Below are 12,506 nucleotides of genomic sequence, written 5' to 3' on the forward strand. Positions count from 1 at the left end.
TCTTTGGCGGTGGTGGTCAACAGCGTCTCCGCCAGTCGACAGATAAGCTCCGTGTCCGCCCCGGAGAGTTTGTTGACCTCCTCACGCATCTGCTGGAAGTCATCGTCATAGCCCGGGTCTTCGCCAACGGGCGTGGGCCCGGAAAGCGGCTGCAGCCAGCTGTCCCACTGCGCCACGCGCTCACGGGTAGCCGCAAGCAGGGTTTCCTGCTCTGCCTGACAGGCGCCAGGTAATGCATTCAGGGTGCTCATCAGTACACCTCCTCCGTGTCGTTGCCCGCGCTGGCGTTCAGGTCTGACGGAGCCACCCCGGTGGAACTGAAAATGGTCTCCGGCAGGCGGAAGTTACGCAGCTTCAGCAGCGCCAGCGGGCCCTCTCCGGCTTCGGTGCGCAGGGTGTAATTGAGCGCTCGTCCGTCCTGCGCTTTCCAGCTCAGGCTGTAGCTGCTGCCCACCCCCGGATACGCGCTGACGCTGGCCTTATCCAGCAGGCGTATCCAGCCCCAGGCCCCCGGGATATCCGCATACTGCCGGGTACCGGCCTGGGTGCTCATCCAGCTCAGGTTCGCGCCGGGAGCTTCGGTATCCGCAGGCCAGGTGAAACGCTTCCATGCCGGCAACTGGTTCATATAGGTGAGTTTCCGGCTGTCGATAATTATGTCGGTCTGCATCACCCCGGCCGCCGTCCCCGGGCGCAGCTCGAAGCTCATGCCCGCGTTGCCCTCGGTGAAGGCCACGTCCGAGATATGGCTCAGGGTGTTGATAGCGTTGAGGAACGCCGGGTTAAACGTCAGGCCCTGGGAGTTGATGCTGTCCGGCACCCAGCGACTGCCTTCCCGGTGCAGCACCCCTTTCAGGCGGGTCTGCAGAAACTGGGTGATACGCCCGGAATCCGCGTTGAGGTATTTAGCCAGCAGCGGCAGGGAGACATCGCTGCTGACATTGTTAAACGGATAGCGGCCGCCGAAGGCGCTGTTCCACTCAGCAACCACCGCCTGCTGCCACTGGACATTGAGGCTGTCGGCCGCCGGGGTCAGCACCTGCTGCCAGGCCTGCTCCATCGGATTGACAAACACCGTGCGGCCAAAGCCGCTCCACTCCTGGCCCAGCCCGGCGGCAATCAGGCTGCCGTAGTCCCGGGTGTCGGTCAGGTCAACCGCCTTGCCCTCGAACACCGTCTGAGCCAGGGTCCGGGTCATCGCCTGCGGGTCGGCGGCGTTGGTCACCTGCTGCAGACGCAGGCGCACCTGGGTCACCCGGGTCAGGTACGCCTGCAGGCTTTGCCCCTGTGCCCCGGCGTTACTTTTATCCATCAGGGCCAGCACCGGGCCAAAAGTTGCATCCAGCGGACCATGTGCCCCGGCGCGCTGGTCAATGGCATCCTGGTTATCACCGCCGAGCAGATTTTTCGCCGACTTCACCAGCGAGTCAGACATCGCTTCCCCGGTTTTCCCGGTACGCCCCTGGATGTTCAGGGTGTTCATCAGCGCCACCAGCGGTGACTGACGCACGTCGGCCATCAGGGTGAGCTGGTCAATCGAATCTGACAGTGTGGTGGCCCGATTCCACCGCAGGCTGTTGAGAAACTCCAGCCATGCCCCACCAAAGTCGGCGAAGTAACGCTCCGTGAGGCGCGTTTTCAGCGCCTCCGGGGACGTCTCATCCTGTGGCATCACCTGTCTCTTGCTGTCGGTCAGTACCCAGTCCATTTCATCCCGGCGAGCTTTCACCACTTTTCCAATGGCGGGCTGTACCGCCTGCTCCCAGGCCTGGCGGGTAAACATGCCCGGCACAATCTCGGCGGTACTGAACAGGCGGGAAGCGTCGGTATCACCGGTCATGTCTTCGAGGCGCATATCCACATACAGGTGTGACACCTGAGCAAGCATCTTCTGGTACAGCGTGGACTCACTGTTACGCACGCCCATCAGGCGAACCAGCAGGGAACGCGCCTGGCTGACCATGCCCTCATCAGCACGAATCTTCCACTCCGGGTGCGCAATCAGCTGCGCGCCCCAGAACGACAACAGCGACGGGGCCATCCCCTGCCAGACGCCCTCTTTCACACCGTTACGCTTCGGCCAGTCGTTCAGCAACGTGGTACTGAACCAGGTTGCATCCATATGTTCAGGGCGGGTCAGCATCAGGTAGAGTTTCAGCTGGTCATACGTCGTTTTCGCCATCTGCTCGCGCAGCGGGCTGCCCGGCGGCAGGGCATTGAAGGCATTCAGCTGCGTTTGTAAATGGCCGACTGCCGCGTCACGCAGCAACGGCTGCGCGCTAGCCTGATAGCGGGGCAAAAGTGCCGCCAGCAGGGCGTTATTCTGGCTGAGTCCGGCACGTTCATACCAGGGGGCACCGTGCTCAGCGCGATACTGGAGACGGGCCAGGGTTTTCTGGAGTTCCGACAGCGCATGCAGACGCTGCTCCAGCGGCTGATTCTCTCGGGCGGCAAGAGATGCCTGGGCATTTGCGCCAGCAATCTGGCTGCGGTTGGTGACATACGCGATGCTCATCCACACAGCCCAGCTCACCATCGTAAGCGCAGCAGCAGACACCAACACTCTGCGCCACGGAATGCCAGGTTTCACGGGGCGCAGCGCGGCAGGAAGCATCCCGACAGATTCAGGCAGTACATCCCAGCGTTTATCCATGCCCCAGTGGCGCTGCACGCTACGCTCCGCCCCGGCTGAAGGCTGGCTGAACACCACTCCGGCCAGCGGCAACGGACGATACGGATTAAGCAGCACCGCCAGCGGGGCGGCCACGCTCTCCGGCACACGAATCAACTGGTCGGCCAGGGCCAGCAGGAAGTTGTGTTTAACATCATCACAGGCCTGCAGCAGGCCCTGCGAGGTCAACTCCGGCGTCAGGGCGGAAAGCTGCTCTGCCAACCCTTCGGTACGACAACCGGCAGGCAGCAGGCAGCCTGTGGCCTGCACGATGCGACCGCCCGATTTACCGGCACGCGGATGCAGGGACCAGACGTACAGCGGGAGTTTCCAGCCAAGCATTTCCATACGCGCGCTGATGGCGTGGGCCAGAGTGTCCATGGTGCTTTCAGACGGCACCGGTAATGGCGGCTCCAGACCCAGGGCAGAAAGCTGGTCGAACGCCGAGGTCACCCACACCATGCCGTCCACCGGACGGCGGCGCAGTTTGCGCAACGCGCTCAGCCAGGCACTGTCTGCTGGCGCGTTGAGGTCGCCGCCCCACAGCAGCAGCGTGCCGCGATCTTCCTGCCACAGTTGGCCCGTCAGGCCGGGGGTCAGTTGCTCCACCTCAGAGGCAGCGCCGGTTACCAGCAGGATGCGTGTTTTACGTCCCCAATGGCGACCGTAGAGGTTACGCATGGCGAGGCGGATGGTGTCGACGGTGACGTTGCGGGGGGCGGTCTGCTTAACGCGACCTTCATCGACTGGTAATTCATTTTTTCGTTTTGCCTGAAAACGGTGCCAGCGTTGCTGAACTGCCAACCCGATGGTTTTACCATGTCGAAACAGCATCAGGAGGATCATGGCCCCGGCGAAGCCAAGACATTTCATTCCAGTGGAATTCAAACCAATTCTGTTTCCATAATGCCAGATACCCCAGCCTATTGCTGCGGCAATCAAACCCGTCAGACCGTAGCCACCCCAGTTCCCTCGCCACACTGAGCTACCCGTTTTCATTATTCTGCTTCCCTGTTGTCACGGTAGTAATAAAACTCTGTTCTTCGTCAGCAGAAAGCATCAGGCAGTCTGCCCGTTGTAAACGCACTATGTCACTGCTCACTGCGGCCATCACCCAGGGGGAAAATGGCCCACTGATACCGGAAAAAGTTTCCAACCACTGAACTTGCTCGGTTTTCCAGTATCCGCCGGAGGTTTCACTTGCCTTCAGTAGTTCAAAAAAGTCATCTGCCCAGCGCAGTTGATCACCCGCGATAAACTGTGTACTGTTCGCCAGGGTCTGCGTGGAAAAATACAATGCGAGCTCTTCTGATAATCGGGATGTATCGAGGCCCATAGGACGCAACAGCCGGACATCATGTTTAAACTGATATTTGGTCGCAACATCATCAGATACCAGCAGCAGTACAATAAGCGCATCACTGTACTTCTCCCCACCCTGCAACTGTTGCACCAAAACCAACTCAGCAGATATTTCAGGTGACTTAAGATGCTCATCAAGTATCAGAAGAGAATGGGATTGCCGGATATTCAGTTTCGGAGCTGGACGCTCTGTCGGGATAGCCCCCTTCCAGCAGTGATCAAACAGAGCCCGTAGCGATGAGATACTTCTTGGGGAATCAGTCAGAAAGGTGGCATTCAGAGGCAAATCTGCCGGAAGCTGCAACAAGGCATCGCTTACGTCACCAAGCAGGATTGTCAACCCTTCAGCCTCCCCCCAGGGGATATGCCGCGTTTGTTGACCACGCCGTTCAAGTCCTGGTGGCGGTTGTATAAGCTGCGCTGCTGTTAATGAACCAGGCAAGAATGCCACGTTGTGCAGAACGGCCAGATAACGCCCGGCCCATGCAGACCACTGTTGCTGAGCATATTCTGCTTCGTCAGTTTCAAATTTATAGCGATTAAACGCCAGGTTATACAACCAGCCCCGCAGACAGATAAGGGTGAACCAAGTAACTAACGGTGTGGCTGATAATATCCAGATATTGAACGCCTGGAGCGATCCCAGTCGCTGATTTGCATGAAGCACAAACAACAAAATGCTCATAATCAGCGCCACGATGGCCACACCTAACCATAAAACAAGTGACGGCTCCTCAGGGCTTTTTGAAATTATTGGTCTCTTTCGTTCCCAGCCCATGGCTTATCCTATTGCACAATCTGGCGCACTGGAGATCACCTGACAACCGCATTCACAACGGCATCCGTCCACCACGACAGCTTTACCGTCAGAGATCCATTCAGATGAACCGTCAACAATGCTATTAATACCGTGCCCTTCCTTAGGACAACTGATTTTATCGCCGATTAATGCCACTTTTTTGCTGTTGACGATCATGGTTGATGATGCAGAAATAACTTCTCCACCATGGGTGGTTTTATCACCAAGTAATACAAAGCCTTTAGACATAAAGCCCCTCACAATAATTATCAGAAATGTTATTTCCATATGTCGCATGAAGAGTTAATACAATAACTCAAGCACGTAATCAGCCTATTAAAAATAAATCTGCCATTTTTAATACGTCTAACAAGCGACAGGGGAATTAACAACTGACTTGTTATTTGTTTTAAGTTTGCTATCACCAGCTTCCGTAAGGATAAACCTTCCCTTCGATAAAAGCTTTTGTCCCCTTGGTATATCCATAACCATTAGGGAAATTTGTTACGCCCTTGCACATATTCATCTTTTCACCCGACACCGTGGTGATTTTGGCATCTGACTGGGCTACCACTGGATTGCCACGGTCCCCTAACCAGACGCTAACCTTACCCTCGGGAGCCAGGCCAATAATCATGGTTGAACGATAGTAGGTTTCGTTCCGGTAACTGTCAGTAAAAGGTGTGGCCATCTGCTTCCAGGTACCTTGTTTAAATATCACCTGCGTTTCATAGCTTTTTTTATCAATCACCGAGTCCCAGCAGAACCGCAGCATCAGGGGTAACGCTTTACCTTTGTTATAGTAAGTTTCTACTCCTCCAAGGCGGTCATTCCAGCGCCCCACGCTGACCTTACTCGGTTCGGTATTATCAACATACTGGTAAGTGGTCTTGTAACCCTCTGCATCCACCATCAGCGCCTGCGTGGCCAGTGCGGGCAGTGCCCAGGGGTAAATAAATAAAAACTCCCATTGGTCATAGGGCAGCTTTTTATAGCCAAATTCCGTGTGGGTTGCGGCATCACCTAAAGCAACAGATTGTATTTTCCCCGTGGAGCACCCCGTCAGGGCAATCAGCACAAAGACAATAACGGCCTTATTATTCCTCTCCATCTTTCTGTTTCCGTTCAGATTAACTATTACCAGTCACCGTAGGGATAGGTTTTGCCTTTGATAAACTCTTTAATGTCTTGATCATACCCATATGAAAAATCACTTTTAGTCACGCCCTTGCACATATTCATCTTTTCACCCGACACCGTGGTGATTTTGGCATCCGACTGGGGGACCACTGGATCACCTAAATTATCCAGCCACACACTCACTTTTCCGCCAGGTGCCAGACCGATCACCATCGTGTCACGGTAATACGTCTCATCAGGGCGATAACTGTCGGTATATAGCGTGGTCATCTGTTCCCAGGTGCCTTTTTCAAATATCACCTGCGTTTCATAGCTTTTTTTATCGATCACCGAATCCCAGCAGAACCGCAGCATCAGCGGCAGCACCTTACCCTTGTTATAATAGGACTGTGTCACCCCAAGATGGTCATTCCAGCGCCCCACGCTGACCTGACTTGGCCTTGTGGTATCAACATACTGGTAGGTGGTCTTATAACCGGCCCCATCCACCATCAGTGCTTGGGTGGCGAGTGCCGGTAACGCTTTGGGATAAATAAAGAGAAATTTCCATTCGCCGTAGGGCAGCTTTTTATAGCCCAACTCTGTCTCGCCCGGAGCAGCAGACGGAGATTTCTCTGCGGTGCAGCCAGCAAGGACAACACTGGAAAAAATAATGAGCGTTTTTATGTGCCCGTTCATTTGATGGCTCCATTATGCCACTTTGAATATCACCAGCTACCGTAGGGGTAGGTTTTACCTTTAATAAAATCAGGTGTATCTCCGTAATAAACATACCCATCAGGATGTTTAGTTACGCCCTTGCACATATTCATCTTTTCGCCCGACACGGTGGTGATTTTGGCATCCGACTGGGCTACCACTGGATTGCCACGGTCCCCTAACCAGACGCTAACCTTACCCTCGGGGGCCAGGCCAATAATCATGGTTGAACGATAATAGGTTTCATCCCAGCGGTTATCTGTATAAGGCGTAGTCATCTGTTCCCAGGTACCTTGTTTAAATATCACCTGCGTTTCATAACTCTTTTTATCGATGACAGAATCCCAACAGAACCGCAGCATCAGCGGCAGCGCTTTGCCTTTGTTGTAATAGGCCTCTACACCTCCCAGACGATCATTCCAGCGCCCCACACTGACATCACTTGATTCGGTGTTATCAACATACTGGTAGGTGGTCTTATAACCGGCCCCATCCACCATCAGTGCCTGAGTAGCCAGCGCCGGTAGCGCCTTGGGATAAATAAAGAGAAATTTCCATTCGTCGTAGGGCAGCTTTTTATAGCCCAGTTCCGTGTGGGTTGCGGTATCACCTTGCGCAACAGACTGCGCTTTTCCTGTGGAACACCCTGTCACTGACACCAACAGACAAACAGTGAAAATGCCTTTAGTTAAGCTCATATTGCTATTCCTTAGCGTTTAATACTCAGAGGTGGTGAAGTCACCGTTTTTCACCGCGCTATCATGTAGACGCTGCTGATCATCCATATACCATACCGAACGTATCCAGTGGCCATTAGGCTTATTCGGGAAGACAAACGCCTTATCTTCTTTCGGGCCAAAACGATGGATAAATATCTCTCCCGTTTTAGGATCCACCCATAGATTACGATCGGACTCGATGTTCCATTTGGCGGAGCAATGGGTATATTTCCCGATAAGCAGTCGTTCCTCCTCGGTAAACGGCTGTGGAGCTTGCCCAAGTCGCACCGCTTTTCCTTGAGCAATGGCTTTATCAGACAATGGAATCAATTCTGGAGGAAGCTTAGTATCGGGATTTGCTGGGTCAATGGGAGCAAACAAGACTCCCGCCTCCTGAGCCGCATCCAGCATCACGCGCAGACAGACGTTAGCCCATTCATTGGGAATTGCCGTTCGCTCGAAAAACACCGCGGCCCCCACCTGTTTCTGAATTCCCCCCGACCGACGTTGATTGCTATTCATCACACCCACGGAGCGGGTTTTGGTGGTTATTTTTCCATGGGGTAACACGTATTTCAATGCAGGCAGAGACACCAACGCTTCTCTGGCTTTCTCCGCATTACGATATACCCGTGTAGCGGTTTCCTGGGTATCGTCGCTGACGATGTCAAATTCGGGGCAGCTCAGAAACAGACTCTCATTTTCCTGCAGAGGTGAACCCACCGGGTTATAACCCCCACCGATATCTGAATGCGATCCCGGTAAAGCAAGCTCGGGCCACATACCTTTAATACTGTTCAGGCTGAAGTTATAACGGTACTCATTCATCGCGGTGATCTGAAAGACTTTCTTCGCTACTGAAGGACGCAATTCCAGCTTCACCCTCGGATTGCTGCGGCCGTTAATGTCGAAGAAGTTGTTGATACCACCAATTGCCGCCACAGTGTCGAAAATGCCCAGGAAGCGGACTTCGCCGGAAGGTTTGCCGTCGTAATAATCGCCCCGAAGCCCTTTTGCAATCGCACTGGCTATAGCAGGGTCCTGCTCCATAACCCGATTGGCAAAATGCCGCGCCGCCGCCGCGCCACGGCTAAAACCAAATACATCAAACTGAATTTTCGCAATGCAAAAATCAGGGTTTAAATTAAATTCCATAAACTCTAATATCGCACGGGTGATCCCCTTCATCGCCTCATCAGTTTTTGTCACCACCCCCTCAAACACATCCAGAATACTGGTGCCCAGCCCCATACCTATAGCTGAGTCTGATTCGCCTGCCGCAGTACCTATCCCGGAAATGTACGTTCTTATTTGAGCTACCGTTTGGTTTTCCGACAGCAATTGGTTTGGTTTATAAAGCAAGTTTAGCCAGTGGATATTTGAGTAATATCCGCGATAGCTGCCATTTGAGAAACTGTCTTTATTGATTGCATTGAGAAAGTCTTCACAGCTTTGCGCATCTTTTTGATTCACACCCTGCTGAGGGGCATTGCATTCATTGAATTGCATTAAGCGAGAGGCTGTGTTTTCTCTGTTATTACCCGTACCGTCGAAAAAAACACCGATGGTTAACGTCACGCCTCGCACTGGCTTTTTCTGCGCAACAACCGTTTTCCATTCATTATGAATACTGGTTTTATGGGTGCCGTCAGTTACGTCATAACCCTGATATTTTGTCATTCCGCCTCTCCGTTGGTTTTTACTTTGCCAAACTCAGCTTTTACCGATGACGGGATTAACGTATTGACTGGTGCCGTTTTGCCTTCCTCGTCAGTAATTCCCTGTAGGACATCGCCATCTGCTGTTGTTATGCGATAAGGCGTTGATGGCTGAGGCGTCCCTTCATGATCGGTAAGAATAAAGCCACCACCAAACCCTCCCGGCATTTCAACTGGGGCGATATCAATACTGGCTGCCCCCATCTTCTGGGCGTTAGTGCATTTAAGCAGGATATTTCCCGGACAACCCAGCTCGATATTTCTGCCGCTCAGTTTGATATAAGCCCCGCCACAGGCAAGAATGAGCTCCTGTTCGGCAGAGATCGTCACTTTCCCTTCTGAACTTTGAATATCAAGATCTTTCTGCGCGTTAACAGATAGCGTGTCACTCTGGGCCTGGATATTTACCCGGCCTTTTGCCGCCAGCAGTTGCATACCCCGGCCATTCGCCAGCAGGCTGACGGCTTCCTCCGCCGCAACCGTGAACGACTGACCGGCACTGATATCGGTATTATCTCTCGACATGATCCCAACACTTTCACTTCCAGAAGCGAACCGCAGCGCTTTGGCACTGACCATTCCGATACCCTGTGGGGCATGCAATAGCATTCCCGGTGCGGTGAGATTACTTAACGTGGCGTTCAATTGTTGCTGGCTGCGAACATCCCCTTCGGTCGCCTTCGCAGAGGTTGCCGCCTGCGTCATGCTACGTGCCAGAGTTAATGCCTGCTCCAGTTGCCGGATAGCTTCGTCCATCTCCAGCATCGGCTCTTGCGCCTGGGGTTGACTATCCGCCGTGATGAAAACACCCTTCCCACCGCGGATACTTACCCAGTCATCCGTCCGCAACTCAGCCCCTTCACCACGAAGCACTCTTTTTACATCAACATTGTGCCCCAGGTTAAGCTGTGTCTTGCCGCCATACTCCGTACTGAGCTTAACGTGCTCTTCACCCCGCTTGTCCTCCATCCGCAGCTTGTTCAGGCCAGCTGTACGGATAACATTGCGCGTGCTGTTGGCTTCAGTAACGTGGTCAACGTGGCGGGAGTCGTGCAGGGCATGGGCAATATAAGGACGATCCGGATCACCTTCGTGGAAGGCAATGGCAACTTCAGTGCCCTGTATCAGCGGGAAGTGGAAGCCGTACTTATCACCGCCGTAGGGTTTGGCGAAACGCACCGGCATACTTTCCATGCCCTGACGTTTATCGTCACGGTCAGCATCGAATTTCACCCGGTACATGCCGGATGCATCCTGCCAGGCGTAGATATCGTTCTCTTTGGCGCTGGTCACTCGCGCCGTCAGGGTGCCACTCACCACCGGGCGCTTTTTCGCCGCCGGACGCCAGCAGCGATTTTCATAGTAAGGCATCGCCGCCCACTCCACCCGGAGGGCATTTTTACGGCTGGCGGAGTAACCCGCACTGATGATGACAAGGCCATTTTCGGTTTCACATGGCAGTGTCGGCGGGATAGCCGTTTCGGTGACAGTCAGCACCTGAGCTGGGCCCAGGGTATGGTCGGTACTGCTACCGGTCACCGTAGTCTGGGTGGACAGAAAACGTTCATGCTCCAGGCGTGCCCAGAAGTTACCTGTTTCCGCTGCGGGGTTAATTTTGTCGCCACGTTCAAGGTGACGCGGGCGATAATGGTACACATCGCCGTAGGTGTTCCCTTCCCCGTCCCCACGGGTCATGTCCGCCGGCACGGATGTCAGGACGTTCTGGGCTTCGCGGTGGTTGTAATCGCTGGCGGTGACCGAGCGCTCCACTACGTTATGCCAGACGTGCACGTCCCACACCGAGTCGGCCGCATTGTCATTCGCCCCTGACGGGCTGTTCAGCGGCAGTTTTTTACCGAACGTCCAGGCGCTCTGCTTGTCCGCGAAGTGTACCACTTCAGTCTGAGTGTCAGGCTGCAGGGTAAAGAAGTAAAAAATCCCCACCTCTGCCAGCAGGCGTTCAATGAAGGCGAGGTCGTTTTCCTGATACTGGTTAATCTGCTCACGCTTTGGATAATCGGCTTTGAGGGTAAACTCAAACTCCCAGCCTTTCAGGCCAAGCTCCGTGAGCACCTCTGCAACCACTTCCGGCACCGACTTGTTGACGAAAAAGCGATGAGTACGGAACTGATTCCCCAGTAATGCCAGGAATGGTTCCAGTACAATGCAGTACTGCGCTTTATCTGCTGAACCACCGGTACGCTCGAAACGGGTCACCACCCCGTGAACTACCTTGCGCTCCGCCAGTGAGAGCAGATTACCCGCGCCCATGGTCAGGGTCGCCGGCTTGCTCAGTATCTGGCGGGCATCAATGTTCTTGTCGGTACTGGTGAAGTTGATGGTGTAGCTGTAAAGCTCGCTCATCGCTTCTGAACCACTGAAGTCCTCCACGTCGATATCGGCCGTGCAGGAAGGGATATCGAGGCGGTAGCGGTTCAGGGCTTTTCCGGTGACGGTGGCCACCATCGTGTTCAGGGTATCCGTCAAGCTCATGGCGTTGACTCCATTGTGTATTCGGTTATTCCGTCAGGGCTGGCGCAGGCCAGCGTCGGTCAGAGAAGAAGAAAACGGATTACTTATTCGGGTGGTTGCGCAGCCAGTGGATCAGGGTCAGCAGGAGGTATGCCCCGACGCCGCTCAGCAGGGCTTTTATCAGGATGACCGTCATCGCAAGGTTATCCATCCCCTCTTCACCGTCACCCGGCACCGGAAGATGGTTGATGACAAAATCAGTAAGGTTGCCATCGGGAAGGAAGAATGACCCGAGCAACGCCAGGACCAGTACAAGCAGGATTTTCATTCTGCGCTCTCCGTGCGTTTCTTCAGGGCCTGTTGTGCCCGGCGCTTATCAACGTCGTCCTTTTCCTTAATCTCTTTCTCGCACTGACTGAAATCGGGCGTACCGCGCACATCAATACGGGCATAGGCCATCAGGCCGTTGCCACCCGGAACAGGAAACGTACCGCGGCTCAGTAACAGGCGGCGCAGATGCTGGAAGTCGCTGTAGCGACGCAGGGTGATACAGCCCCATGAAACACCGGTTCCGTCGCTGTTCAGCGGATGAAGGCGAAATCCGGTCCGGTTCAGACCATTCACATTCAGGCTGTCTTTTTTGGTTTTATCGCTGAACAGGGTAAACCAGTCGCTGTGATGGTTACGGTAGTGATGCCATACATCGATCGCCTCTGCCCTGGCGCGGTTATACAGGCTGCCGGCAGGGCGGTCAGTGACCCAGTAGGTCCCGACAGGTATAGCGGCTTTTTCATGGTCGGCACAATCAGGGTTATTGATATAGCGATCGATCCCCGACAACACTTCAAACGTCCCGATGCCGTAGCATTTCAGATACGCCGTTTTGCCATCTGCCGACAGGTTGCTGTAATCCATCATGCAAATCT

The 12,506-nt window shown here is 54.1% G+C and carries 10 protein-coding genes and 1 pseudogene; all 11 read right to left on the reverse strand.

Annotated elements, in window-relative coordinates:
- Positions 1–251: pseudogene (locus BHU62_RS22690) on the reverse strand (type VI secretion system protein TssA); the annotation flags it as partial.
- The gene (locus BHU62_RS22695; protein ID WP_073534675.1) at positions 251–3,670 is read right to left on the reverse strand and encodes an ImcF-related family protein; all 3,420 of its coding nucleotides are present in this window, start codon (positions 3,668–3,670) and stop codon (positions 251–253) included. The pseudogene BHU62_RS22690 and the gene BHU62_RS22695, both read right to left, overlap by 1 nt.
- Complete coding sequence (locus tag BHU62_RS22700) at positions 3,657–4,811, reverse strand: hypothetical protein (RefSeq protein WP_073534676.1); 1,155 nt, start codon at positions 4,809–4,811, stop codon at positions 3,657–3,659. The genes BHU62_RS22695 and BHU62_RS22700 overlap by 14 nt, the downstream gene beginning before the upstream one ends.
- A gap of 3 nt (positions 4,812–4,814) precedes the next feature.
- On the reverse strand, positions 4,815–5,081 hold the full coding sequence (locus BHU62_RS22705) for a PAAR domain-containing protein (protein WP_073534700.1): 267 nt from the start codon (positions 5,079–5,081) through the stop codon (positions 4,815–4,817).
- A 172-nt stretch (positions 5,082–5,253) separates the two neighbouring features.
- Positions 5,254–5,943, reverse strand: a complete 690-nt coding sequence (locus tag BHU62_RS22710) for a DUF2931 family protein (RefSeq protein WP_073534677.1) — start codon at positions 5,941–5,943, stop codon at positions 5,254–5,256.
- A 26-nt stretch (positions 5,944–5,969) separates the two neighbouring features.
- On the reverse strand, positions 5,970–6,650 hold the full coding sequence (locus BHU62_RS22715; protein WP_073534678.1) for a DUF2931 family protein: 681 nt from the start codon (positions 6,648–6,650) through the stop codon (positions 5,970–5,972).
- A 29-nt stretch (positions 6,651–6,679) separates the two neighbouring features.
- Positions 6,680–7,369 (reverse strand): DUF2931 family protein, encoded by a 690-nt coding sequence (locus BHU62_RS22720; RefSeq protein ID WP_073534679.1) that lies wholly within the window; start codon positions 7,367–7,369, stop codon positions 6,680–6,682.
- Positions 7,370–7,387: 18 nt separating this feature from the next.
- Positions 7,388–9,070, reverse strand: a complete 1,683-nt coding sequence (locus BHU62_RS22725) for a T6SS phospholipase effector Tle1-like catalytic domain-containing protein (RefSeq protein ID WP_073534680.1) — start codon at positions 9,068–9,070, stop codon at positions 7,388–7,390.
- On the reverse strand, positions 9,067–11,601 hold the full coding sequence (locus BHU62_RS22730; RefSeq protein ID WP_073534681.1) for a type VI secretion system Vgr family protein: 2,535 nt from the start codon (positions 11,599–11,601) through the stop codon (positions 9,067–9,069). Before BHU62_RS22730 ends, BHU62_RS22725 begins: the two co-directional genes overlap by 4 nt.
- A gap of 79 nt (positions 11,602–11,680) precedes the next feature.
- Positions 11,681–11,908 (reverse strand): hypothetical protein, encoded by a 228-nt coding sequence (locus BHU62_RS22735; RefSeq protein ID WP_073534682.1) that lies wholly within the window; start codon positions 11,906–11,908, stop codon positions 11,681–11,683.
- Positions 11,905–12,498: a DUF2778 domain-containing protein gene (locus BHU62_RS22740; protein WP_236720710.1), complete on the reverse strand. Its 594-nt coding sequence runs from the start codon at positions 12,496–12,498 to the stop codon at positions 11,905–11,907. Before BHU62_RS22740 ends, BHU62_RS22735 begins: the two co-directional genes overlap by 4 nt.
- Between the last annotated feature and the right edge of the window lie 8 nt (positions 12,499–12,506).

It is taken from the genome of Serratia marcescens, assembly GCF_001902635.1.
In the GTDB taxonomy this organism is placed as follows: Bacteria; Pseudomonadota; Gammaproteobacteria; order Enterobacterales; family Enterobacteriaceae; genus Serratia; species Serratia marcescens_F.

Excerpts from the sequence above, each read along its gene's own strand:
- BHU62_RS22700 (WP_073534676.1), bottom strand. The coding sequence starts at position 4,811 with ATGGGCTGGGAACGAAAGAGACCAATAATTTCAAAAAGCCCTGAGGAG.
- BHU62_RS22715 (WP_073534678.1), bottom strand. The coding sequence starts at position 6,650 with ATGAACGGGCACATAAAAACGCTCATTATTTTTTCCAGTGTTGTCCTT.
- BHU62_RS22695 (WP_073534675.1), bottom strand. The coding sequence starts at position 3,670 with ATGAAAACGGGTAGCTCAGTGTGGCGAGGGAACTGGGGTGGCTACGGT.
- BHU62_RS22730 (WP_073534681.1), bottom strand. The coding sequence starts at position 11,601 with ATGAGCTTGACGGATACCCTGAACACGATGGTGGCCACCGTCACCGGA.
- BHU62_RS22720 (WP_073534679.1), bottom strand. The coding sequence starts at position 7,369 with ATGAGCTTAACTAAAGGCATTTTCACTGTTTGTCTGTTGGTGTCAGTG.
- BHU62_RS22710 (WP_073534677.1), bottom strand. The coding sequence starts at position 5,943 with ATGGAGAGGAATAATAAGGCCGTTATTGTCTTTGTGCTGATTGCCCTG.
- BHU62_RS22705 (WP_073534700.1), bottom strand. The coding sequence starts at position 5,081 with ATGTCTAAAGGCTTTGTATTACTTGGTGATAAAACCACCCATGGTGGA.
- BHU62_RS22740 (WP_236720710.1), bottom strand. The coding sequence starts at position 12,498 with ATGATGGATTACAGCAACCTGTCGGCAGATGGCAAAACGGCGTATCTG.
- BHU62_RS22735 (WP_073534682.1), bottom strand. The coding sequence starts at position 11,908 with ATGAAAATCCTGCTTGTACTGGTCCTGGCGTTGCTCGGGTCATTCTTC.
- BHU62_RS22725 (WP_073534680.1), bottom strand. The coding sequence starts at position 9,070 with ATGACAAAATATCAGGGTTATGACGTAACTGACGGCACCCATAAAACC.